The 21963-nt window shown below is 59.4% G+C and carries 24 protein-coding genes and 1 tRNA gene; 8 read left to right on the top strand and 17 right to left on the bottom strand.

Annotation, left to right across the window (positions count from 1 at the left end; translation table 11 throughout):
* Position 1 precedes the first annotated feature (1 nt).
* Genes K1W69_RS21320 through K1W69_RS21305 form a run of 4 tightly spaced genes read left to right on the top strand, consistent with a single transcriptional unit; the run spans position 2 to position 3325 of the window.
* Complete coding sequence (locus tag K1W69_RS21320) at positions 2-964, top strand: carbohydrate ABC transporter permease (RefSeq protein ID WP_220230457.1); 963 nt, start codon at positions 2-4, stop codon at positions 962-964.
* The gene (locus K1W69_RS21315) at positions 961-1173 is read left to right on the top strand and encodes a hypothetical protein (RefSeq protein ID WP_220230456.1); all 213 of its coding nucleotides are present in this window, start codon (positions 961-963) and stop codon (positions 1171-1173) included. The genes K1W69_RS21320 and K1W69_RS21315 overlap by 4 nt, the downstream gene beginning before the upstream one ends.
* A complete protein-coding gene (locus tag K1W69_RS21310; RefSeq protein WP_220230455.1) occupies positions 1173-2264 on the top strand; it encodes an ABC transporter ATP-binding protein in 1092 nt (363 codons plus the stop codon). Before K1W69_RS21315 ends, K1W69_RS21310 begins: the two co-directional genes overlap by 1 nt.
* Positions 2264-3325 carry an ABC transporter ATP-binding protein gene (locus tag K1W69_RS21305; protein WP_220230454.1) on the top strand — a complete coding sequence of 354 codons (1062 nt, stop codon included), beginning with the start codon at positions 2264-2266 and terminating at the stop codon, positions 3323-3325. The genes K1W69_RS21310 and K1W69_RS21305 overlap by 1 nt, the downstream gene beginning before the upstream one ends.
* Here the strand turns inward: K1W69_RS21305 and K1W69_RS21300 are convergent, their stop codons facing one another.
* The 4 genes from K1W69_RS21300 to K1W69_RS21285 are packed head-to-tail and all read right to left on the bottom strand — an operon-like array spanning position 3326 to position 7090.
* Complete coding sequence (locus K1W69_RS21300; RefSeq protein WP_220230453.1) at positions 3326-4303, bottom strand: NAD(P)-dependent oxidoreductase; 978 nt, start codon at positions 4301-4303, stop codon at positions 3326-3328.
* Position 4304: 1 nt separating this feature from the next.
* On the bottom strand, positions 4305-4997 hold the full coding sequence (locus K1W69_RS21295; protein WP_220230452.1) for a FadR/GntR family transcriptional regulator: 693 nt from the start codon (positions 4995-4997) through the stop codon (positions 4305-4307).
* 10 nt (positions 4998-5007) lie between these two features.
* Positions 5008-6174, bottom strand: a complete 1167-nt coding sequence (locus K1W69_RS21290; RefSeq protein WP_220230451.1) for a mandelate racemase/muconate lactonizing enzyme family protein — start codon at positions 6172-6174, stop codon at positions 5008-5010.
* 28 nt (positions 6175-6202) lie between these two features.
* Entirely contained in the window at positions 6203-7090 is an 888-nt protein-coding gene (locus tag K1W69_RS21285; protein ID WP_220230450.1) for a sugar phosphate isomerase/epimerase family protein, read from the bottom strand.
* 232 nt (positions 7091-7322) lie between these two features.
* Between K1W69_RS21285 and K1W69_RS21280 the strand changes: the two genes are divergently transcribed.
* A complete protein-coding gene (locus K1W69_RS21280; RefSeq protein ID WP_220230449.1) occupies positions 7323-8180 on the top strand; it encodes a sugar phosphate isomerase/epimerase family protein in 858 nt (285 codons plus the stop codon).
* Between the two features lie 11 nt (positions 8181-8191).
* Here the strand turns inward: K1W69_RS21280 and K1W69_RS21275 are convergent, their stop codons facing one another.
* The 11 genes from K1W69_RS21275 to K1W69_RS21225 form a co-directional block, all read right to left on the bottom strand.
* On the bottom strand, positions 8192-9079 hold the full coding sequence (locus K1W69_RS21275) for an amidohydrolase family protein (protein WP_220230448.1): 888 nt from the start codon (positions 9077-9079) through the stop codon (positions 8192-8194).
* The gene (locus tag K1W69_RS21270) at positions 9079-10221 is read right to left on the bottom strand and encodes a vWA domain-containing protein (RefSeq protein ID WP_370688285.1); all 1143 of its coding nucleotides are present in this window, start codon (positions 10219-10221) and stop codon (positions 9079-9081) included. The genes K1W69_RS21275 and K1W69_RS21270 overlap by 1 nt, the downstream gene beginning before the upstream one ends.
* The gene (locus tag K1W69_RS21265; RefSeq protein ID WP_220230447.1) at positions 10218-11096 is read right to left on the bottom strand and encodes an AAA family ATPase; all 879 of its coding nucleotides are present in this window, start codon (positions 11094-11096) and stop codon (positions 10218-10220) included. The genes K1W69_RS21270 and K1W69_RS21265 overlap by 4 nt, the downstream gene beginning before the upstream one ends.
* The gene (locus K1W69_RS21260) at positions 11096-12112 is read right to left on the bottom strand and encodes a xanthine dehydrogenase family protein molybdopterin-binding subunit (RefSeq protein WP_220230446.1); all 1017 of its coding nucleotides are present in this window, start codon (positions 12110-12112) and stop codon (positions 11096-11098) included. Before K1W69_RS21260 ends, K1W69_RS21265 begins: the two co-directional genes overlap by 1 nt.
* A 1-nt stretch (position 12113) precedes the next feature.
* Positions 12114-13481 (bottom strand): xanthine dehydrogenase family protein molybdopterin-binding subunit, encoded by a 1368-nt coding sequence (locus K1W69_RS21255; protein WP_220230445.1) that lies wholly within the window; start codon positions 13479-13481, stop codon positions 12114-12116.
* Between the two features lie 9 nt (positions 13482-13490).
* Positions 13491-13973, bottom strand: a complete 483-nt coding sequence (locus K1W69_RS21250) for a (2Fe-2S)-binding protein (RefSeq protein WP_220230444.1) — start codon at positions 13971-13973, stop codon at positions 13491-13493.
* A gap of 50 nt (positions 13974-14023) precedes the next feature.
* Positions 14024-14824 carry an FAD binding domain-containing protein gene (locus K1W69_RS21245; protein WP_220230443.1) on the bottom strand — a complete coding sequence of 267 codons (801 nt, stop codon included), beginning with the start codon at positions 14822-14824 and terminating at the stop codon, positions 14024-14026.
* A gap of 19 nt (positions 14825-14843) precedes the next feature.
* Positions 14844-15287 carry an SRPBCC family protein gene (locus K1W69_RS21240; protein ID WP_220230442.1) on the bottom strand — a complete coding sequence of 148 codons (444 nt, stop codon included), beginning with the start codon at positions 15285-15287 and terminating at the stop codon, positions 14844-14846.
* A 277-nt stretch (positions 15288-15564) separates the two neighbouring features.
* Positions 15565-16392, bottom strand: a complete 828-nt coding sequence (locus K1W69_RS21235) for an AraC family transcriptional regulator (RefSeq protein ID WP_220230441.1) — start codon at positions 16390-16392, stop codon at positions 15565-15567.
* Between the two features lie 272 nt (positions 16393-16664).
* A tRNA-Pro gene (locus tag K1W69_RS21230) sits at positions 16665-16741 on the bottom strand.
* A 162-nt stretch (positions 16742-16903) separates the two neighbouring features.
* Positions 16904-17500, bottom strand: coding sequence for a hypothetical protein (locus K1W69_RS21225; RefSeq protein ID WP_220230440.1), 597 nt, complete (start codon positions 17498-17500; stop codon positions 16904-16906).
* A gap of 227 nt (positions 17501-17727) precedes the next feature.
* Here K1W69_RS21225 and K1W69_RS21220 point away from each other — a divergent pair, with 227 nt between their 5' ends.
* Entirely contained in the window at positions 17728-18216 is a 489-nt protein-coding gene (locus K1W69_RS21220) for a YciE/YciF ferroxidase family protein (protein WP_220230439.1), read from the top strand.
* An 82-nt stretch (positions 18217-18298) separates the two neighbouring features.
* Here the strand turns inward: K1W69_RS21220 and K1W69_RS21215 are convergent, their stop codons facing one another.
* Entirely contained in the window at positions 18299-18961 is a 663-nt protein-coding gene (locus K1W69_RS21215) for a TetR/AcrR family transcriptional regulator (RefSeq protein WP_220230438.1), read from the bottom strand.
* A gap of 105 nt (positions 18962-19066) precedes the next feature.
* Between K1W69_RS21215 and K1W69_RS21210 the strand changes: the two genes are divergently transcribed.
* The gene (locus K1W69_RS21210; RefSeq protein WP_220230437.1) at positions 19067-19852 is read left to right on the top strand and encodes an SDR family NAD(P)-dependent oxidoreductase; all 786 of its coding nucleotides are present in this window, start codon (positions 19067-19069) and stop codon (positions 19850-19852) included.
* Positions 19853-19855: 3 nt separating this feature from the next.
* Here the strand turns inward: K1W69_RS21210 and K1W69_RS21205 are convergent, their stop codons facing one another.
* Positions 19856-21316: a metal-dependent hydrolase family protein gene (locus tag K1W69_RS21205; protein WP_220230436.1), complete on the bottom strand. Its 1461-nt coding sequence runs from the start codon at positions 21314-21316 to the stop codon at positions 19856-19858.
* Positions 21317-21545: 229 nt separating this feature from the next.
* On the opposite strand from K1W69_RS21205, the gene K1W69_RS21200 reads away from it, so the two are divergent.
* A complete protein-coding gene (locus tag K1W69_RS21200) occupies positions 21546-21950 on the top strand; it encodes a hypothetical protein (RefSeq protein ID WP_220230435.1) in 405 nt (134 codons plus the stop codon).
* The last annotated feature ends 13 nt before the right edge of the window (positions 21951-21963 follow it).

Here is a 21963-nt window from a genome sequence, read left to right as displayed (position 1 = left end):
CATGGCCGAGGTGAAAACCAAGAGCGAAGTCGTAATGAACCGCGTGGCGATCGTCGCCGTGTTCGTTGCGCTGATCATCATGCTGACGCCCATCTACTGGATTGCGTCAACCGCGTTCAAGCCGCGCAGTCTTGCCACGACCGTGCCGCCGACAGTCATGTTCGAGCCCACACTGACGCCCTTCGCAAAGCTATTCGTGCGTCGCTCGCAAATGCGCGAGCCTGTCGAGCAGGAAGTCTACGAAGCGGCTCCATGGTGGGAAAAGCTGATTTATGACGACGGCGAGAACGTGGTGCGCAACCGGAGATCAGGGGATATCACGCCGTCCGGCTATGCTGACCGATACAAGAACTCACTGATCATCTCGATCATATCGACCTTCCTTGCCGTATCCATGGGGACGCTGACCGCATACGGGTTTTCGCGGTTCAAGGTGAAGGGTGAACAGGACTGGCTGTTCTTCATCCTCAGTACGCGAATGCTTCCACCTGTCGTGGTCGCGATTCCGATGTTTCTCATGTACCGGACGGTGGGGCTGCACGACACCCATCTGGGGCTGATCATCCTCTACACCGCCTTCAACCTGTCATTCGCCGTCTGGATCATGAAGGGGTTCATCGACGAGATACCGAAAGAGTACGAGGAAGCAGCCCTGGTGGATGGTTACACGCGCCTCCAGGCATTCTGGAAGATCGTTCTGCCGGAAGCCCTGACCGGCATCGCGGCGACGGCGGTGTTCTGTTTCATCATCGCCTGGAACGAGTACGCATTCGCGCTGATGATGACAAACCGCAATGCGCAGACCGCCCCGCCCTACATTCCGTCGCAGGTCGGTTCCGGCCTGCCTGACTGGAGCGTCATTGCAGCCGGCGCCTTCCTGTTCCTGCTGCCGGTGGCGATATTCACCTTCCTGCTCAGAAATCACCTTCTGAGAGGCATGTCATTCGGAGCTATCCGGAAATGACCTTTCGAGAAATGAACGCAAAATGGTTCGAACCGGCTTCGCAGTGGATCATGATCTCCGGACTGATCTTCCTCTGCCAGCCGTGGGTCGAAGTCCTGCACCGGTACGGATTGTCCATCACGATACTCGGCCTCATCGGATTTCTCGTGACATCGCATATTCCACCGGAACCTGAAGTCGAGGACGACGAAGAGGAAGAACTCATCTGATGGCGCAGATCAAGCTTCAGAATGTCCAGAAGTTCTTCGGCGCCGTACAGGTGCTGAGAGACATCAACCTTGAAATCGCGGACGGCGAGTTCGTGGTCATGCTCGGCCAGTCAGGCTGCGGAAAGACAACCACTCTGCGCGCTATCGCAGGTCTGGAAACCGTCTCGTCGGGCACGATCACGATCGATGGACGCGAAGTCCAGGATCTCAAGGCGGCGGACCGGGACATAGCCTTCGTCTTTCAGTCGTTCTCGCTCTATCCGCACATGACGGTTTACGAGAACATCGCGTTTCCCTTGCGCGCAGTCAGGATTCCGCAGTCCGACCGCGACAAGGAAGTGAAGGAAGTTGCGAAAGTTCTGGGTATCGAGCGCCTTCTTTCGAAACGACCATCGGCCCTTTCGGGCGGGGACATGCAGCGCGTGGCGATCGGCCGGGCGCTCGTACGCCGACCGAAAGCGCTTCTGATGGACGAGCCCATCGGCGCGCTCGACGCCAAGCTGCGCGAGCAGATGCGCGCGGAAATAAAGCGGCTGCACATTGCCCGCAATTCAACCAGCGTCTACGTCACCCATGACCAGGTCGAGGCGATGTCGCTCGCAGACCGGATCGTCGTGATGCATGACGGCGTGCTGCAGCAGGTGGATTCTCCCGAGCAGGTGTATCTACACCCCGCCAACCTTTTCGTGGCGCAGTTTGTCGGCTCTCCTGTGATGAACATTACCGATGTGTCCGTTGAAGGCGCCGGAACGGACGCCCTGCTCCGCATCGGCAAGTCGGAAGGTTTTCGTGTTCCCTCCGCGGTGGTTTCTCATCTGAACGGAGCGCCCGCAAAACTCGGCATCCGACCGGAAGCCATCATCCTGTCGCACAATGGAGGAGAGGGTTTCGTTGAAACCGAGACGACCAATGTCGAGCCGCTCGGCAGCCATGACATCGTCGACATAAGAATTGGCGATGAAACGCTGCGCGCACGATGCGAGTCAGGTTTCGCCCGCGGCGAAGGCGAGCGGATGTGGGTTTCACTGGATCACCATCGGGCGCATTTCTTCGACGCCGGCAATGGTCAGTCGCTGAGAAAGGAAATCTGATGGCGCGGGTCGAACTCGAAAATGTTTCAAAGCGTTTCGGCGGCACCCGCGCGCTGAAGGAGTTGAGCCTGACCGTCGAGGACGGCGAGTTCTTTGTCCTGCTCGGCCGCACCGGCGCCGGCAAGACGACGACGCTCAGGGTCATCGCGGGGCTGGAGAAACCGGACTCCGGCCGGGTGATCATTGGCGACACCGATGTGGTGGGCAAGACCGCAGCGGAGCGTGACGTAGCGCTCGTCCTGCAGCAATATTCCCTCTATCCCCGACTGTCGGTGCGCGGAAACCTGGAATTCCCATTGCGGCCGAAAGTCCGCAAGATGAAGGATGACGAGATTGCGCGGCGCGTGGAGCGCGCGGCCAACACGTTGCAGATAACCCACCTGCTTGATCGCAAGGTCGAGCGGCTGTCCGGCGGCGAGATGCAGCGCGTCTCCATCGGACGCGCCATCGTTCGCGATCCACGGGTGTTTCTGATGGACGAACCGTTATCAGCCCTGGATGCGAAATTGCGCGAGTCGTTGCGGGTCGAGTTGAAGAAACTCCATCAGGACCTTGGAGCCACTTTCCTGTTCGTTACCCACGATCAGGTCGAGGCGATGTCGATGGGCGACAAGATCGGCGTGCTCAGAAGCGGCCGACTGGTTCAGGTCGGTTCTCCTTCCGACATCTACGAACGCCCACGCAACACATTCGTCGCGCGCTCCGTCGGATCTCCGCCAATGAATCTCATCGAAGGGCGCTTTTCGGACGGCAAGGCGGAAGTGAACGGATTCAGCCTGCCGGTCGCTTCCTCTGCAAGCGCCGGTCCGGCGGTAACCTTTGGCGTCAGACCGGAAAATCTCGTGCTGGAACCGGGCGCTCCGGCCGAAGCAAAGATATTCGACATCGAGGACCAGGGCGTCGTAAAGATCCTCACGCTCGATATGGGCGAGACGCGACTTCACGCAACCGTTCCCGCCGGGTTGCATATTCAGCGTGATGAAACGGTGCGCTTTGGCTGGAAGCCGGACCGCGTGCTGACTTTCGATAAGGAAACGGGCCAGAACCTGGCTGTCGCGTAGTCAGGCGAAGCGTGCGCGATATCTTGCAACGGCGTCCGGATTGACGAGTTGAACAGGCAACTCGCCTTCGGCGATTAGCCGTGCTTCAGTCACCACGCCCTCGCCCATGCGCAACATGCTCTCTTCCGTGATTCCGGCCATGTGCGGCGTCAGAATAACGTTGGGAAGATCGAAAAACGCATGCCCCCTGGGAAGCGGCTGCGTGTCGAAGACATCGATCGCCGCGCCGCCGAGTCGACCGCTCTCCAATGCGTTTTGAAGCGCCTCCTCGACAACTACCGGACCACGGGCGACGTTGATCAGTATTGCCCCCTGCCGCATCGACTGAAGTGCGCGGGCGCCGATCAGGCCTCTGGTTTCATCGGTCAGCGGGCAGCACAGGACCAGTATATCGGACGTTTCCAGAAGTTCGGAAAACGTCACAGCCTGCACCTCTTCCGGCATGCTGCCCGGTCGGCGCGTGTGACTGATGACCTTCATGGCGAAACCGTTATGCGCTATTCGGGCGATTTGCCTCCCGACATTGCCCATGCCGAGGACGCCCATTGTCTTTCCCGACAATTCACGTCCCGCGTCCGCATGCGCGCGCCCTGCCGACCACCCGTTGTCGCGAAGATCGCGATTGACTTCCGGATAGCGCCTGAGGAGCGCAAGCGCCGACCATATGGCGTGCTCGGCGACTGTGACGGCGTTGGCGCCAGGAACATTCGCAACCAGCACCCCCGCCCGGGTCGCGATATCGACAGGGATCATGTCGAGACCTGCCCCATGGCGCACGAGCGCGCGCAGCCCGCTTTCCCGTTCGATCACCTCCGGCGGGATTGGCGCCCTTACGACAATCAGCTCCGCGCACCTGCTTTCGGCGAGAATGGCTTCCGGCGTCGGCGCGCTCGCCACCGTGTAGTCGCCGAGCGCCGAAAGGGAATCGGTCACCTGTGGATGCAGAGGATGCGTGGAAAAGATCGAGAGCGCGGGCATGTCAGGAGCCGGGCGCTTGCGGTTCCAGCAACTCGGTCCAATAGCTCATCACGCCGCGCAGATGCGACACCATGAGCGCCGAAGTCAGCGCCGAGTCCCGTTTCACCAGAGCATCGTAGATCTGCTTGTGTTCTTCATGCGATTTTCGATTGCGATCAGGATCGCGAAAATACACCTTAAGCCTTTGACGGCCGAGTTCGTAGAATGACGTGCAGATACTCAGGAAAAGCGTGTTTTGCGTGGCGCGAACGATCTGCAGATGAAATTCCTGGTCGAGCGCATCGATGCCCTCCCCGGCCGCGATCCGTTGCTCGGAACGCTCCAGCACATCCTGCAAACGCTCGAAATCCTCCTCTGTGGCGCGAACCGCCGCCAGTTCCGCAGCCTTGATCTCGTGGATCTTGCGAACCTCAACAGCTTCATAAATCTGTCGGCTCTCGAGCGGAATACCGGCGCGCGCAAAAAACGCCATCGCCTCAAAGCCGGAATTGTCGGTGTTGACGTAGATGCCGGACTTGGCGCGGCGCTCGATCACCTGCATTGATTCCAGGATCGCCAAAGCTTCGCGGACCTGGCCGCGGCTGACAGAGAAATGTTCGGCCAGATGTCTCTCGGAAGGAGCCTTGCCGCCATTGGCGCGCGCACTGTCCAGAAGGTGGGCGGCTATCGCCGGAAGGATTTCCTGTCCCTGCATATTCACTCCATCAGCAGACCGTAAATCTGGAGACGACGTCCTCGTCGATCTCGAGGCCAAGGCCAGGCCTGTCGGGAACTGCAATCGTTCCGTCCTTGACCACCACCTTTTCCCGGGAGAGATCGTGAATCATCGGATTCGCACCCAGTGAGAACTCCACTATAAACCCTGATGGCGCGGCTGCGACAACGTGCAGTCCTGCAAAAAACGCAGGCGCGCCGGCCCAGAGATGCGGCGCCAGCCGCAAATTGAAGGCGGAAGCCAGCGTCGCGATGCGCATCGCTTCGGTAATTCCTCCGCAAAACGCCGGATCCGGCTGGAGAATATCGACCCCCCGCGAGACGATCAGATCCCTGAAATCGAAACGCGTGCACTCCGATTCTCCAAGCGCCACCGGAATGTGGGTGGCGGCGCGGAATTCCGAGACGCCGAAACGGTCGTCCCCCGTGATCGGTTCCTCGAACCAGGCGAGATCACAGTCGGCGACCATACTGGCGAACCGTTTGGCCTCTGCGACGGTATAGGTTCCGTGGGCGTCCACCATCAGGTCTATTGCAGGTCCGATCGCCTCGCGGGCGGCCTGAACACGCTCTGCCGAGACATATGGCGCCCCGTCCATCGAGCCCACCCGCATCTTGACCGCGCCAAACCCGCCGGAATCGATGTAGCTTTTTAGCTGATCGCCTATGCCGTCCGCGTCCGCCCAGCCTCCTGAAGCATAGGCTGGCAGTCTTTCCGCGGACCGGCCGCCAAGCAGGGACCAGACCGGCGCACCAAGCGCCTTGCCGCGAATATCCCACAGGGCGATATCGATGGCGCTGATGGCCGCCACCGTCAGCCCGCGACGTGACAACTCGGGCATCACATGCCCCCTGGCGGCAGCGCTTTCGCACCGGCTGCCGCAGTAGAGGCTCTCCCAGATCGGCGTAATGTCGGAGGCATCGCGGCCGATGAGAACCGGGGCATATTCCTCGTTGATGAGGTGAACCAGCGCAGCGTACTGTCCAGCGCTGCCTGCGGCGTTCTTTCCTTCGCCCCAGCCGACGACGCCATCTTCGGTTTCAATTCTGATGATGGCGGCGTCGAATGTCTGCAGACGGCCGAAGTCACTGACATGCTGGCGAGATTTCTCGATCGGTATCCGCACCCACCGAGCATTGACCGATTTTATCCGCATCGCATCTCCTTCAGCCGTCCGTATTCGCTCACTTCATCAGCGGGAGCAGAGTTTCAGCGGTGATCCGCATCTGATCCGCGTAGAATTTCTCGGTGAGAAGCGAAGAGCCGTGGTCCTGAATGAACTTCAGTTGCTCCGGCGAAATATCGACCGGATCGGTTTCGACCATGTCGGGGTACATCGTCGCGGGCGTCCGGTCGACCGGGGCGACGAACTCGTTGGTAAGAGCGCCGTCATAGCCGATTTCCTTTAACGTTCCCACGATCTTCGGCCAGTCGAGATGGCCCAGACCTGCTGCGAAGCGATTGTTGTCGGCAACATGGAAATCGAACAGCCTGTCTCCGGCCAGCCGTATCGCGTCGTAGATGTCGCTCTCTTCTATATTGAGATGGAAGGCGTCGAGGCAGACGCCGCATTCCGGACTGACTGCATCGGCCAGCGCCAAGGCCTGTGCGCAGCGGTTGAAGACGTAGGTCTCGAAACGGTTCAACGGTTCGATCGCTATCTTGACGCCTTTTTTCTGCGAATGATCGAAACATTCCTTTGTCGCATCGACCAGCCAGTCCCACTCCTCCTCCGGAGTGCCGTCGGGCACGACCTTGCCGACAGTCGCCGGCACAAGCGTTATGATCTCGCCATCCAGCTCCGAGACCATGGTGATGACGGACTTCACGTAATCTACAGATTTCGCACGCTGCCCCTCGTCTTTTGCCGCCAGGTTGCGTTCACCCAGCATCAGGGTCACCGCTCCCCAGCAGCGCATGCCGGTTTCCTTGAGCAGGGCGCGCGTTTCCTTGACATCATACTGTTCGGGCTCACCGGATATCTCGATGGATTCGTAGCCGTACTGCTTGATGCGGCGCACGGTCGTCTCCAACGGTTCCGCGCGCATCCAGTTGTGTGTCGACAGATGCATTAATCTCCTCCCGCACCGTGTGCTGTTTAAAATCATTCTACGAAACAAATTCTGGTTAGACCAGATTGCTGCAGTTCAGACAAGTGGTCAAGTGACATAAGATCGCAGCGCACCTTCAAGTCTACACGTTTCAGCTGTTTACCAGTGCATTCGGCAAGTTATCCGTTTTTCCCGGCTGGCGGAGCTCAACTCAATCTGGTATTACCAAAAATGGAACGGGAGGGTCAGGTTCTTGAAAATCGGAATGTGTATGTTTCTCTGGACGACGCGTGTCGGGCCGGAGCATGAAGCCCTGCTGGAAGATATTCGAGAAACAGGGTTCGACGGCGTCGAGATACCCGTTTTCGAAGGCAATACGGCAGACTACGAGAATCTTGGAAAAATGCTCGACGGCTTGGGTTTGGAGCGGACGGCGGTCAGCGCTATCGGCGATCCGCAGTATGACCTGATCTCGCCTTCGAAGGCGGTGCAAACCGCGGCCGTCGATCATATGCGCTGGGTTCTGGATTGCACGTCCGCCCTCGGCGCCAACACGGTGTCCGGACCGCTGCATTCCGTTCTGGGGCAGTTTTCCGGCGCAGGCCCCACGTCGGACGAAATTTCACGAGCCGTCGAAACTCAGAAGCTGGTGGCGGAGCACGCCGCGAAGGTCGGGGTGACGGTCGGGCTGGAGGCGCTCAACCGTTTCGAGTGTTACCTGGTCAACACGATGGATGATCTGTGCTCGTTCTTGCACATGGTCGATCATCCCAACATCAAGGCCATGTACGATACTTTCCACGCCAATATAGAAGAGAAGGACCCAACCGGCGCCCTGACGCGCAACGCCTCAGACGTGGTTCACATCCATATCTCCGAAAACGACCGGGGTGTCCCCGGGAAAGGCAACATCCCCTGGCCAGAGACCTTTTCCGCAATCAATGCGATCGGCTATGATTCCTGGCTGACGATCGAAGCGTTCGGTCGGGGGCTTGCAGACCTTGCCGCGGCGACAAAGGTTTGGCGCGACCTCGCCGACAGCCCGGAGCAGGTCTACCGGGAAGGATACAGACACATCGTTGAGGGGATGAGCCTGGCAAGACAGTCCTGAAAGATCATGAACTATGCCGGACGATAGACCCGCGCCGCGGTGTCATGAAGGATCGCCGCCTTCGCATTTTCGTCCAGCTCGTCAGCGGCGGCCCGGTAAGAATCCACCATGGTCTTGTGATCGGTCCAGAGCTTCTCGATCGGGAAATTGGAACCGAACATAAGCCGGTCGCCGCCAAATATATCGACCGCCCGGGAAACGATGAAATCGATCAGCTCGGGATCGTTGCGATGGATGAAGGTGCCGAGACCTGAGAGTTTCGCAAAGACATTCGGATGCGCCGCTAGTTGTCGCAGGCCTTCCTCCCACGCCGCCACTGTAGCCGGATCCATATCCGTCAGCATACCGACATGGGTGAGGATGAACCGGGTATCAGGATTTTCCTCGACGAGCGTCGCGCCGTCGGCCATCTGCGCCGGGAACAGCTGAAGGTCGAAGGAAAGCCCGTAGTCCTTGAGAAACGCCACGTTTTTCCTGACATTTGGGTCCAATACCTGCTTGGCCGATGCAGCGAAACGATAGTCCGGGTTTTCATGCCAGTGAAGCTGCATGCGGACGCCTCGCAACAGGGAATATTTCGCAAGCCGGTCCAGTTGGGGGCGCACGTCGTCGACCGTCATGTCGGCGAAACCTACGATCGCGTGCGGCCAACCGGTACGGTCTGCGGTTTCCTGCACCCAGGCCGTTTCCTTCTCGAAGTCGTCCTTCGCCCAGTTGGTCTGTACGTAGACGGCTTTCTCAATCCCGGAGGCCTCCTGGTCGGCGAGAAATTCCTCGATTCCATAGTCGCGCCGGATCGGATCGTATGGACCGAATATGCGTGGAACCATGGGGCCAATCAGCCATGGCAGATCCTGCTGGCGCCAGATGTGAAAATGAGAATCGATGATCGGCTGCATCAGGAAGCCCTCCGCCAGATGGATATTGCGGCAGGCGCGGATCGCGCCAGCGACAGGAGAAAATCGGCTACGCACGCCACGGACGAGCCGTCTATGAGATCGTCAAGCATCGGAAGGATCGCCTTCATCGCAGCTGTTTCGGGACGAAAGCGCGGATCGCCGGCCAAGGGCGTCACGAACGTCAGTCGCCAGGCCCTGCCACGCAGGCGGCTTATCGCGAGCTCCATCGGCGCATGATCGCCGCGCTCCAGACCATCGGACAGGATGACGACACAAGACCCATTGGCGAGAGCGGCGAAACGCGGCGTAGACAGAAAAGCAAGCAGAGACGGACCGATGCGCGTTCCGCCGCCCCAGTCGTCGACCAGCGATGAAGCCCGGGCGACCGCCATTGACCTGTCGCGAACACGCAACGCCGATGTCAGACGAGTGAGCCGTGTGCCGAAGGTAAAAACCTCGACACGCGCCGCTCCCTGAACGGCTGCATGCGCCATTTCAAGAAAACCGGGTGTGTATTGCTTCATCGACCCAGAAACATCGATGAGCAACAAAAGCCTGCGCGGCGCCTGGCGGCGCTTGCGCCAAACGGGCGACGGGATATCACCACCATTGCGAACAATGGACCGCAGCGACCGGCGCAGATCAAGCGCGCCCGGAGTTTTGGAAATCTCTGTACGGAACGAGCGCCGTTTCGGCAGGGCGTGACCGATCTGTCTCTGAAACGCAGGCAAACTGTCTGCCCGGACCGAAAACTCACGTCGGGTCAGCCGTTCCTCGATCGAGGCATGCTCACCGCCCGCTTCGCCTTGCTCAGGGGCCAATTGTTCCAGGCTGGAACCGTTTTCCTTGACGCCGGTTTCCTCGTCCTCGCCTTCTCCCGCATGGAGAACCTGCTCCTCGCCATGCAGCCACATGCGAAAGAGCGCATCGAATTCGTCGCGCCGATCCGGCGGCGGCGCCAGCGTGGCCAGCGCAGCCTCTCGGATATGATCGACCGACCTCGGACCCAAGAGGGCGATCGCCTGCATGAAGGTCGTCGCCTGCTCCGACGACGCCATGAATTCGTGACGCCGAAGAAGCCGTGCGAAACCGAGAAACGGCGCGGCTGCCTGCGGCAGATCCGAGGCGGCGGGCGGAGTCACGAAAGCGTCCCTTCAAGAATAGCTTCGAGTTCGGGTTCGATCGTGGCGAGGTCTTCTTCGTCCTTGATCAGGAGGCCCACGGCGCGGCGCAATGCGATCGGCCATGGGCTGCCGCCCTTTTCGAGGATCGTCGCGGCGTTGGCCCAGTCAACCGCCTCGGCGATGCCCGGCGGCTTGGCCAGCGGCCGCGCGCGTATATCGCGCACCGCAGCGGCGACGGCTGCCGCCGTGGTCCTTGCCACGTGACCACTGCGAAGCATGATGATTTGCGCCTCGCGCCCGGCGTCCGGATAGTCGATCCAGTGATAAACGCAGCGCCGCCGCAGCGCTTCCGCCAACTCCCGGGTGCGGTTCGAGGTCAAAAGCACCAGGGGTCGGGACACCGCCCGGATCGTCCCGCGTTCGGGAATGGAGATCTGAAAGTCCGCCAGGAATTCGAGCAACAGAGCCTCAAATTCGTGGTCGGACCGATCGATCTCGTCGACGAGCAGCACGCAGCTCTCGGGTGATCTCAGAACCTGCAGCAAAGGTCGCGCGATGAGGAAGCGATCGTCGTAGAGATCGACCTCGGCGTCGCCGGCCTGGCGAAGTGCGAGCAACTGGCGCTGGTAATTCCACTCGTACAGCGCCTGGCTCGCGTCGATGCCTTCGTAGCACTGTAGCCGGATCAGGTCCCGTCCGAGAGCCCCGGCCATGGCCTTGGCCGCCTCGGTTTTTCCAACGCCGGGAGGACCCTCTATCAGAAGCGGTTTGCCGAGCTGGATTGCGAGAAAAATGGCCGTCGCGAGGCTTTCGTCGGCAACGTAGCGCAGCTCTGACAGATGCCTGGCGACCTCGTCCGGAGTTTCCATGATGTCGGAACCCGCAATGACCATCAGCCGGCCGGCGCCGCTTGCGACCGGGCCTTCAGTGCCCGCAACACCCTCTCCGGCGTGATCGGCATGGTGTCGACGCGAACGCCGACCGCATCGAAAATGGCGTTCGCGACCGCCGGTATCTGCGGATTGGCGCACATCTCTCCAACGCCCTTGGCGCCGTACGGACCGTCTGTCGCCGGACGCTCGATCACGATCGTCTCGGTATCCGCGAGATTCCCCGGCCCCGGCATGAGATACTGGTTGAAATCGGTTCCGCCATGGTCGCGATCCGGATAATAGGGCTCGGTCGTTTCATAAAGCGCGTGGCTGATGCCCATCCACGACCCGCCGACGAGCTGCTGCTCGACCATCTTAGGGTTCAGCGCACGACCGACATCATAGACATTCTTGACCGAAAGCACCGTGACATCACCGGTCTCGTCGTCGACCTCGACATCCGCGACGACACAGGCATGGGCGTAGCATGTCGCCGGTTTCATGGCGCCGGTCTCGGTTTCCGGAAAAGACCGCGGGACAAGGAACATGCCGCGTCCCGATATCGATCTGCCGTGTTTGAAGTGCGCTGCGAGCGCGGTATCGAAAACAGATATCGACTTCTGTGGCGCGCCCTTCACGTGAATATTGCCTGTCCCGTCCGTGTCGAGATCGCCGGCGTCGACTTCGAGCTCTTCCGCCGCGACTTCCAGCATGACATCACGGGCTTCCCGGGCCGCCTGCACGATGGCGTTTCCAATGCGGTGGGTGCCGCGCGATGCGAATGTTCCCATGCAATGCGGACCGGTATCGGTATCGGCCGTATCAATGGTGACGGCCTCGGTCGGCACGCCAATCGTTTCGGCGCAAATCTGCGACATGACCTGCCTCAGTCCCTGACCCAGATCGACGCTCGACAGGGTCACCATGAAACTGCCTGTCGGCGTGGAATGGACCAGCGCCTGGCTCGGATCGCCGCCCAGATTCATGCCGGTCGGATAGTTGATGGCCGCAACGCCGCGACCCCGTTTCAAAGCCATGTCACGCCTCCCTGCTGCGCGAGGACATCTCGTAAAAGCGATCGGCGACCGGCCAGTCGGCGACGCGCGAAGCCTCCTGCATGCATTCGATCAGCGCCGCCCCCTCGGTCGGCTGTCGATGCGCCTTCATGTCGCCGTCGCGATAGGCGTTGATGAAGCGGAATTCCAGGGGATCCATACCGATAAGCCGGGCAAGCTTGTCCATCTGAACTTCCAGGGCGAAATCGGCGATCGTCACGCCGAATCCGCGCATCGCGCTCGACGGCGTCCGGTTGGTGTAGACGCAGTATGTATCGATCCAGACATTTTCGACTGTGTAGGGACCGGGGTAGTGCGCGGCCCCTTTCTGGGCGCCGTAGGGCGAATGGCGAGAATAGGCGCCGGCGTCGGTGTAACCGGTGACCTTGCGGGCGACCAGGCGACCGTCATTCATCACCCCGTCCCTGATCACGATCCTTTCGGCGGCGCGTGGCGAGGAAATCTGCATCTCCTCCTCCCGGCTGTAGATGAAAGAGACCGGTCTGCCGGTCACTTTCGCGGCGAGAATGGCGATTGGCTCGACGATGACATCGACCTTCCCGCCGAAGCCTCCGCCTACGGTGCCGCCGACCATGTGCAGTTTGTGGCCGGGCATCTGCAGTATGATCGAGGCGTTGTCCAGCGTGAAGAACATGGCTTGGGTATCGGTGTAGCAGGTAAACCGGTCGTTTCCATCCGGCGTGACGATACACCCGGTTGTCTCAAGGGGCGCCTGCTCGATCGGCGAGGAATTGTATGTCTGCTCGAGAATGTGGTCGGCCATCGCGAAGCCTGCTTCCACATCGCCGAAACGGACCTTGCGATGGTCGCCACTGTCATAGAGATAAAAGTTGCCTGGATGGTGCTCGTTGACCAGCGGCGCATCCGGCTTGAGCGCTTCTTCCATGTCGAAGACGGCCGGCAGAACCTCGTACTCAACCTTGACCTTCGCCGCCCCTTCCCGGGCGGCGCGCTCGCTTGTGGCGAGCACAGCAACGACCGCTTCTCCCTTCCAGCTTACCTTCTTTTCGGCGAGAACCGTTTCGTCCTCCGGACCGACCTGGATGAGGATCAGGATCGTGTAAAGATTATGCGGGACATCCTTGGCGGTGAGCACGCGGACGACGCCTGGATGTTTTTCCGCTTCGGAGACATCGATGGAACGGATATTGGCGTGATGATGCGGACTGCGCACCATCTTGAGATGCAGAAGACCGGGAAAAGTACGGTCTGCGAAATAGGCCGTCTTGCCTGTGACATGGCCCGGCGTGTCCGAACGCGTCCGCGAGTGGCCGATCTCATGCAGATCGTCGTTGCGTTCGTCCGAGAAATAGACTTTCCGAATTTCCATCGTCGATCCTCAACCGGCCTTTTGGGAATTTGATCGCGCGGCTGTCAGCACCGCCTGGATAATCGGCTCGTAGCCGGTGCAACGGCAGATGTTCCCGGAGATCGCCTCGATGACGTCTTCGCGGGTCGGATTCGGCGTATGGTCGAGCAGGGTTTTCGCAGCCATGATCATGCCAGGGGTGCAAAAGCCGCACTGGGCGGCGAAACCGTCGACGATGGCGCGTTGCAACGGATGCAGGACGCCTTCACTGGCAAGACCGGCGGCGGTTTCGATGGAAGCGCCCTCGCATGTTTCCGCCAGCGTGAGGCAGCTCAGTCTCAGTTCGCCATCGACAATCACGGAACAGGCGCCGCATGCGCCTTGCTGGCAGCCGCCTTTCGGCGACGTGTCGCCCATCGTGTCGCGCAAGGCATGCAGCAACGTGACGCCGCTTTCAACGAACTCGGCCCTCTCCTGGCCGTTGAGCGTGAACTGAACGGGAACTCTGGCCATTTCTCCTCCTCGTGTTCCGGCAAGCATTCCGCCGAACACCTCCTTTTTTCTCAGCCGAGCAAAAGTCGACTGAAATGCACCGGCAACACCTCGCTGCGATACCAGGCGCTGGCGACCGGATCGGTAATCGGGTTCGTTCCCTCTCCGATGACCGCGACTGCATCGCGGATATCGTCCTTCTCCAACTTGCAACCGATCAGCGCCTGTTCGGCGGCTTGGGCGCGTATCGGACGGTCCGCCATGCAGCCGAGCGCGATCCGGGCGGACTTGACCTTGCCTGCGTCATCCAGCGCCAGCGCGGCTGCGATCGTTACGACGGAAACACCTCTGGGCTTCACCCGCGAAACCTTCAGAAATCGCAGAACACCAGCGGACGGAACATCAAGGCTCACCGCCGTGACGATGCCGCGCTTACGCCTGTCATCCCGGCCGGCAAGGAAGTCTTCGATCGGCGATTCACCGTCAGCGCCGTGGACCGTTGCGTCCAGCGCCAGCAGCCCGACGGTGAAATCGCCATAGGGCGCCGGCGCAAACAGATTGCCGCCGACCGTCGCCATGTTGCGAACGGCCGGGCCTCCAACGGCTTTCGCAACGGGATGGAGACCGGCAAGACCGGCGTTGGCCAGAACGGCCGCCATTGTAACCGAAGCGCCGATGGTCGCCCTGCCTTCGACGATATCAATGGTCCGTAGCCCCGGAGCCGTCGAGCGCACATATCCCGTGATGGAAACGTCGCCCTCGTTGACCGCCCGCACCACCAGCGTACCGCCGCCGAGATAGCGTATTCCGTCTGGCTTCATTGCGTCGGACGCGTCCCGAACCAATGAGTATGTCTGAACAGCGAGCGACATGTCGCACCCTTCCGAGAGATCAGGATTTGCCGGTGAAATGGTCCTGCAACGCGTTGAACCCGCCCTGGAAGACGTTGGCGCCCATTCCGGCCGCCACCTTGTCCGCCTCCTCCTCGGGCGCGTCGAAAGTAGCCGTCCATTCGGCGAAGGTCCGATCGCCGTCGGTGACCCTGCGCAATTGCAACGTGGCGCTGTGGTTGGTGATCGGCTGGGGCGTTTCGAGGATCGAATAGCTCACCAGATAGTCGTCGTCCGAGAAGGCGGTCAGTTGTTCACGCAGCTTCGGACCGCTCGCCAGCGTGAAGTTGCGCACGCAGCCGATTTCCGTAGCGGATTTTCCATCTTCGATGTGGCTCTCCACCATGCGCGGATGCCATTCGGGCAATCCGTTGAAATCCCGGATGCGCGCCCAAACCTTTTCGACCGGCGCATCGATGATGCTGGAGACAGTGATTGTTGCCATGGATTCTTGCCCTCATGAATTCACATTGGCAAAACCATAGCGCGCCAAAATTGCCGCGCTTATCAAAGCGTCTTCGCGCCTTATCAATCAGTCGGAAAATCGAACCGCTCTAAACTAGTGGTCCGATTCCGACATTTGCATCCTAATGCTGCTCGTCCTGCAGCAAATGTCGGAATCTTCAGGACCACTAGCCAGATTATATTTCTAGTGGAGCTTCAAATTTGACATTTGAAAACGAGTTCGCGTCTTGCGGGACTCAAATGTCAAATTTGCTCCACTAGTGCTGGCTGCGCGCCGCCTCACGGTACTGGATGGGTGGAACACCTACATGATCCCGGAAAAACCGGGAAAAATTGCCCTGCGTCGTGAAACCGAGGTTGCAGGCGACCGAGATGAGCGGATCCGGCGAGCTCTGCAGCTGGCGCCGCGCCTCTTCCATGCGCAACATATTCCAATAGACATTCGGCGTCAGCCGGGTCTGTTCCTTGAAGAGGGCAAAAAAGTGCGCCCGCGACATGCCGACCTTTCGCGCGACGTCATCAAAGCAAATGCGCTCGCAAATGTTCGCTTTCATCAGTTCGACCGCCTTGCTTACGCGAAAATCACGCGCAGACACAGGACCGCCCGCCCATCGCGCCCGGTTACGCGCGCACCGGGCGGCGGCGACCACCTTGTCGATCAGCTTCGTGATTTGGCTTTCAACGCCCTCGTCTTCGGAAGCATCGATGCGCAGACGCCGTTCGAGATGAACTGCGTCATTGTAGAGCCAGTCGCCCAGATCGATCGCGGAATTGGTGAAAAGCGGCGCCCCGTCCGCCAAACCGTACTGGCGCTCCGCCCATTCCGGGTTGATGTAGAAGGCAAGGAAAACTCCCGGACATTCGGCGGCGGAAAAGGCATGGCTGTGCGGAACAAGGGAATTGACGCCGGCGGCGACGCCGGGTCCAAGCAACACGGTCTCGCCGCCAATGGCCATCCTGCCGGCTGCGCCTTCGAGCCAGATGATGATGTGGGCTTCCGGATGCGCGTGTGTCACCAGATCGCTGGCGACGTTAAGCACAGAGACATGGCCGAACCGGCCCCGAAAGAGCTTGATCGAAGTCATCGCGATTTCCTCCCGAAACGCCTCTCAGTGCGCTTCGGGATGAAATCTAGGTCCGTGCCGAAGGCGGCGTCAAGGTCATGCTGCGACAGGTCGGCCAGAAAAGCCGGGTTCCGTAGGGCGGCGACGTTTCAAATCGACGTTCAAGGACTTGGGATATATCGGTCTGGAGCTAAGAACATAGCAGACGATCGACACACCGTTCGGCACGAGGTTGTCACCCATGTCTTAGGTACGATCTGTTACTATGTCTTTGGGCTGTACACTTGGTTTTTTGGTCGGAGCGGCGGGATTCGAACCCACGACCCCTTGACCCCCAGTCAAGTGCGCTACCGGGCTGCGCTACGCTCCGAGCCGCGCAAACCCTTATATAGTCCGGGCATCTGGCGCAACCCAAAAACGACAGTTCCGAGTAAAACACAAATCTCATGCGCCCACCTCCAAGCTCGATGGCCGAATTACTACTGACGCAGTGGCTATTAATCCGTCAGTCATGGCCGCATTACAAAGGGGCCTAGTAAAAAGCCCATATCGGGTGACCGCGCCCTCCCCAGTATCGATACCATTTTCCGGCTGATTCGATTACTTCCAGTTTTTCCTCATCCGGCATGTTCGCAATTTGCGCCCGTTTCCGCCGGCCGAACATTTTGGCCAAAAACCCTGATGATAATTGGCGCCGTTCGCCGGAATTGCGAAACTGTTCTGCAGCTTCCAGCAACTGGTTCCCATAGTCGTTCGCATCTTCGGGCCGCATGACATCTGTCCAGGCCTTTTTCAAAAGGTCGCTTCCGATGATGTCCTCACAGTCTTCGAGAAATGAACCGCGAAAGGAACAGCGATCAATACCATCATATGCTCCGGCGTTCGAGTAATTTGGTATACCGTCCGAAAGGTCAAGGAGCGCGAAAACCCTGTTACCCTTATGTTCCTCAAGGAACTCTGCATCCGGGAGATCGCTGTCGGCCGATTTGTTTTGCAGCGCCCAGGCGTCGGCCTCCGGATCTCTCCCGACGACCGGAGCGCCTATCGTCTCTCCGGGTTCGATCGAAATTTCGAGCAACCTCGCCTGCATCTGATCCGAAATTTCCGGGTTGCGGTAGAGATCGTTCATGATGCTCTCCCATTCATCCCTGAACTCCGGTTTCGCAGCGCCCAAAGGCACGCAATCGAGCCCCATATATAAGATCCTTTAGCTGTTTGCGAATTCAAGCTTTTCACAAAACACCTTCTGGTTGCAATACTTCCTGCGGTCTCTCCTCCCTCTTTCGTGGAACCAAAATCACGTTCTCGCATTCTTAAGGCCAGGACTGCACCCCCAAACGGGAAAGGAAACACGGCATGGCTCTCAAGAACCTGGAAGACCTGTTCGAACACACGCTTCAGGATGTGTATTTCGCGGAGAACTTCATTCACAAGAAGTTGCCTACAATGATCGAGAAGAGCAGCAACGCTTCGCTTGGAAAGCTGTTCAAGGACCACCGCGCGGAAACCGAGGGACAGATCGAACGGCTGAAAACGGTGTTCGAACTCATCGGCAAGAAGCCCTCTTCCGAGGAATGCCCGGCGATCGAAGGCATCGTCAAGGAAGCCGAGGAACTGATCAAGGAAATCGAGGACCCGGAAACGCTTGACGCCGCGCTGATCGCCGCCGCACAGGCGGTCGAACATTACGAGATCACGCGCTACGGCACGCTGCTGACCTGGGCGAAGCTTCTCGGGTATGAAGACGCGATCAGTCCGCTGCGCGACAATATCGAGGAAGAAAAGAGCGCTGACGCCAAGCTTACCCGGCTCGCCGAAGACAAGCTCAACAAAAAGGCCGCCTGACCCGGCCATATCAACAGCGCCGTCCGGCGATACGCCGGGCTGCGCTACCGGAACCGGATCCCATCCCATCTTCCGGTTCCGGTCACCCAGCCGGCTGCAGATCCAGACATGCGGCGATCATTCTCAGAGCATTGCGCATGAAGGTCTCATCGTCGATGGGCTGAAGCGCAGCAGGGCGTTGGGCGGGATCAATGCACGACCTGAGCATGGCGGATATCTGGTCGATTGCGAATGCAGCCGCCTCTTCGGCGTCGGCGACGCCGATCTCCTCTCGACGGGCAAGAACGAGTTTCAGCAGCGCACGGCGGGAATTGCCCTGTATTTCGGCGTAGTGCGCGGCCAGTTCGGGATAGTCCGCGACAACCGCGGATACAGCGGCCTTGGCCGCTGGATCCTCCCTCGCAGCGTTCAGGGTTATCTCCATGTAGCCGCGGAACAGGTCAAGCACGGTGGCCCCTCGCCATATCTCGGGATCCGAGGCTTTGGCGTTGAGCGCCTCGTAGGCGTCGGTCATTCGATCAAAAAGCGCCAGGAACAACGCTTTCTTGTCCTTGAAATGATGATAGACGGCGCCCACTGAAAATCCGGCCTTTGCGGCGATATCGGCGATCGATGTCGCTTCGGTGCCTTTCTCGAAAATCAGGGCCTCCGCCGCGTCCAGCAGCGCCGACTGCGTGCGTTCGCTGCGCGACTGCTGCCCTGCGCGGCGCCAGTGAAGTTCCGATATCCAGCGGTTTTCGGTCATGATCACACCAAAACAGAATTCATGTTCGGTTTTATTGACAGCGAAAGCGCGCCATGTCAAAACCGAATGGAAATTCGCTTTCTACTCGATTCAAGGATTCCAGCAATGAAAAATACGGCCCTGATCACCGGCGCATCCAGCGGCATTGGCGAGGAAATGGCCCGGCTGCATGCGAGCCGCGGCGGAGACCTTGTTCTTGTCGCCCGTCGCACGGACAAACTGAACGTTTTGAAGGAAGAGCTCGAATCCAGACATGGCGCGCAAGTGCTCGTTCTGGCCGAGGATCTCAATGACGAGGACGCGCCACAGCGCATATTTGACAAGGTGACGGCCGAAAACATCGACCTTTCCTTCCTGATCAACAATGCGGGGTTTGGCCATCGCGGCAAGTTCCATGAACTCGACTGGGAAGACAATCGCTCCATGATACAGGTCAATGTCGTGGCCCTTGCGGCGCTGACCCGGCTTTTCCTGCCCGGATTCGTCGCGCGGAATTCCGGACGCATTCTGAATGTCGCCTCCACCGCGGCCCTGACGCCAGGCCCCTTGCAGGCGACCTATTTCGCAACGAAGGCCTTCGTCATGTATCTTGGCAACGCCATCGCCGAGGAAATCAGCGACACGTCCGTAACCGTGACGACGCTGTTGCCTGGCGCGACCGCGAGCGAGTTCGCGAAAACGGCCGGGATGGACAAGACATCCCTTTTTAATCAAACGACGCCGGCGGCCGACGTCGCCTTAACCGGTTACGAGGCGATGCTGCGCGGCGAACTCAACGTCTTTGCCGGCGTGACGCGAAAGCGCCAGATCATGATGTGGATCGCGCCGCTGCTGCCGAAGCGCTACGTTCTCAAGAGCGTCCGGGAAATGCAGGAAGCACAGACGGCGTGAACGTCAAGCAGGCATTGCGTCCTTGTAAATCCTGCCGTCCTTCATGATCATCAGGAAGTTTGTTTCGGGATCGGCGATCAGATTGATGTTATCGAGCGGGTTTCCGTCGACGATCAGAAGATCCGCCAGCGCTCCGGCCTCGATCACGCCCAGTTTGCCAGGATAGGGATTTCTGGGGCCTGAGAGACCCAGCAGTTCGGCGTTCCGGCTAGTGCCCATCTTCAGAACGTCGACGTTAGAAAACCACCGGGAAATCTTCGCCAGTTGCTTGCCCTGGGTGGAGGTTTTTGCGGGATCAAAAAGGATATCTGTGCCCCAGGCCATATTCGCTTTGTGTTTCTGTCCGAGTTCGAAAGCCCGCATCGTCCCTTCCGCGATCATCTTCTGCTGCTCCCTTTGCTCGGGCAACTGCTTTGGATTGGCGTCCTCATCGGCAAGAAACGGCTGCAAGCTCCACCAGGTGTCCGTGTCGGCCATACGCCGCACAGTGTCCTCGTCGGCGAGTTGACCATGCTCTATGCTCCTGACGCCATTGTCGATCGCCCGATTGATACCCTTTGATGTATAGACATGGCTGCACACATAGGTGCCCCAATCAGCGGCTGCGTCAACAGCGGCCCGGATCTCCTCCGGCCGCAACTGGGTTGAATCGATCGGGTCGAACAGCGACGAGACGCCGCCGCCCACCATGATCTTGATCTGGCTCGCGCCGAGCGCAAGCTGCTCACGTGTCCTGCGCAACACTTCCGCATCTCCGTCGGCGATCGCGGAAATGCCGGCCGCCTCCGCAGCGCTCAGGCCAGACTGCGCGCTACGGGGTATCTCGTTGCGAAACCGGAAATCGCCATGACCGGAGGTCTGCGAAATCATCGCACCCGAGGGAAAAATGCGCGGCCCCATAACAATCTGCTCGTCGATCGCGCGTTTCAGGGCAAAGGACGGGCCGCCGACGTCCCGGATGGTGGTAAAGCCGCGCATCAAAGTGCGTCCGGCCTCTTCACCAGCGACGTAATGGACATAGGTGATATCGGCGGTCAGCGCGACAACCTGCGGAATGGCCGCCATGATCGAATGCCAATGGGCATCGATCAGTCCCGGCATCATCACGCGCCCGGCTCCGCTGATGACGCGCGCGTCGCCTACCGCCTCTCCCGCCGGCACCAGCGCCTCAATTCTATTGCCCGAGACAAGTACGTTCACGCCTTCCAACAAAGCGTCCGAATGTCCGTCAAAAACCCGCATATCGGTAAACAGGAGCGGACGTCTATCTGGTTGCGCCGCAGCCAGCGGCGGAGTGAACGGCGCTGCGGCCAACGAGGCGACGACGCCCTTCAGCGCCGAGCGCCGGGAAATCCCCTTGAGCAGCCGGTCATTGATCCGCAGGAATTCCGGCGAATGACAAACGCAGCCGAAACCGTGTTCGTACCTGCTGTATTTGCCGCCAAGCCGCGCCTGTATAGTCATCGTTCCGTTCTTTTTAAGCCAAGCCGGGTCAAATCGACTTATACTTGTCTGTACAGGTACTTGTATCGGGATTTGTTTCCAAAGTCTTATGCAGATATCACAATGGCGTTCTCACAATATTTAAGACGCATACCATAGGTGATCATTCCAGGCATCGAATCGCCCCAGAATTGCGGAACCCTTCAGTCGTACGGAAGTTTCAAGTGCGAATAACCGAAAGGGTGATCCAATGAGAAATATCGCAACAATTACTTTCGCGTCACTGCTGCTCGGACTGGCGGCGTGCTCTGATTCCGGCGAGACGGAGACAAGTTCGACCGACCAGCCTGTAACAAGCGAAACGACTTCGGCCATGGAAACGACCGAACCGGTGCCCGACGCGTCCGACAACACAGTAACGGGATCGATTTCCTCTGACGCCGCAATGGCCTCGAACGTTCCCGACGTCGCAGTGGACGCGTGCCTCAATGCTGTTCAGATGGAGGCGTCCGCCACCGAAACCGACGTTATCGGGGCCGAGTATTCGGAAGCGAATTCCATCGTGACGGTTGGCGTGGGCGCTGAAAAGACGCCGTGGCGTTGCCTTGTATCGAATGAAGGTCAGGTTGCGGAAGTAACCCAGGAGACAAACTGATATCGATCGCAAG

Source organism: Flavimaribacter sediminis (assembly GCF_019492055.1).
Classification (GTDB): domain Bacteria; phylum Pseudomonadota; class Alphaproteobacteria; order Rhizobiales; family Rhizobiaceae; genus Flavimaribacter; species Flavimaribacter sediminis.
This window is presented reverse-complemented; position numbering and strand designations above follow the sequence as displayed.

Coding starts and splice junctions, on each gene's coding strand:
- K1W69_RS21245 (WP_220230443.1), bottom strand. CDS start 14,824: ATGTCGCTCGCTGTTCAGACATACTCATTGGTTCGGGACGCGTCCGAC.
- K1W69_RS21290 (WP_220230451.1), bottom strand. CDS start 6,174: ATGCGGATAAAATCGGTCAATGCTCGGTGGGTGCGGATACCGATCGAG.
- K1W69_RS21260 (WP_220230446.1), bottom strand. CDS start 12,112: ATGGCTTTGAAACGGGGTCGCGGCGTTGCGGCCATCAACTATCCGACC.
- K1W69_RS21285 (WP_220230450.1), bottom strand. CDS start 7,090: ATGCATCTGTCGACACACAACTGGATGCGCGCGGAACCGTTGGAGACG.
- K1W69_RS21300 (WP_220230453.1), bottom strand. CDS start 4,303: ATGCCCGCGCTCTCGATCTTTTCCACGCATCCTCTGCATCCACAGGTG.
- K1W69_RS21215 (WP_220230438.1), bottom strand. CDS start 18,961: ATGACCGAAAACCGCTGGATATCGGAACTTCACTGGCGCCGCGCAGGG.
- K1W69_RS21320 (WP_220230457.1), top strand. CDS start 2: ATGGCCGAGGTGAAAACCAAGAGCGAAGTCGTAATGAACCGCGTGGCG.
- K1W69_RS21305 (WP_220230454.1), top strand. CDS start 2,264: ATGGCGCGGGTCGAACTCGAAAATGTTTCAAAGCGTTTCGGCGGCACC.
- K1W69_RS21210 (WP_220230437.1), top strand. CDS start 19,067: ATGAAAAATACGGCCCTGATCACCGGCGCATCCAGCGGCATTGGCGAG.
- K1W69_RS21220 (WP_220230439.1), top strand. CDS start 17,728: ATGGCTCTCAAGAACCTGGAAGACCTGTTCGAACACACGCTTCAGGAT.
- K1W69_RS21225 (WP_220230440.1), bottom strand. CDS start 17,500: ATGAACGATCTCTACCGCAACCCGGAAATTTCGGATCAGATGCAGGCG.
- K1W69_RS21315 (WP_220230456.1), top strand. CDS start 961: ATGACCTTTCGAGAAATGAACGCAAAATGGTTCGAACCGGCTTCGCAG.
- K1W69_RS21235 (WP_220230441.1), bottom strand. CDS start 16,392: ATGACTTCGATCAAGCTCTTTCGGGGCCGGTTCGGCCATGTCTCTGTG.
- K1W69_RS21240 (WP_220230442.1), bottom strand. CDS start 15,287: ATGGCAACAATCACTGTCTCCAGCATCATCGATGCGCCGGTCGAAAAG.
- K1W69_RS21295 (WP_220230452.1), bottom strand. CDS start 4,997: ATGCAGGGACAGGAAATCCTTCCGGCGATAGCCGCCCACCTTCTGGAC.
- K1W69_RS21310 (WP_220230455.1), top strand. CDS start 1,173: ATGGCGCAGATCAAGCTTCAGAATGTCCAGAAGTTCTTCGGCGCCGTA.
- K1W69_RS21250 (WP_220230444.1), bottom strand. CDS start 13,973: ATGGCCAGAGTTCCCGTTCAGTTCACGCTCAACGGCCAGGAGAGGGCC.
- K1W69_RS21205 (WP_220230436.1), bottom strand. CDS start 21,316: ATGACTATACAGGCGCGGCTTGGCGGCAAATACAGCAGGTACGAACAC.
- K1W69_RS21255 (WP_220230445.1), bottom strand. CDS start 13,481: ATGGAAATTCGGAAAGTCTATTTCTCGGACGAACGCAACGACGATCTG.
- K1W69_RS21200 (WP_220230435.1), top strand. CDS start 21,546: ATGAGAAATATCGCAACAATTACTTTCGCGTCACTGCTGCTCGGACTG.
- K1W69_RS21265 (WP_220230447.1), bottom strand. CDS start 11,096: ATGGTCATTGCGGGTTCCGACATCATGGAAACTCCGGACGAGGTCGCC.
- K1W69_RS21275 (WP_220230448.1), bottom strand. CDS start 9,079: ATGCAGCCGATCATCGATTCTCATTTTCACATCTGGCGCCAGCAGGAT.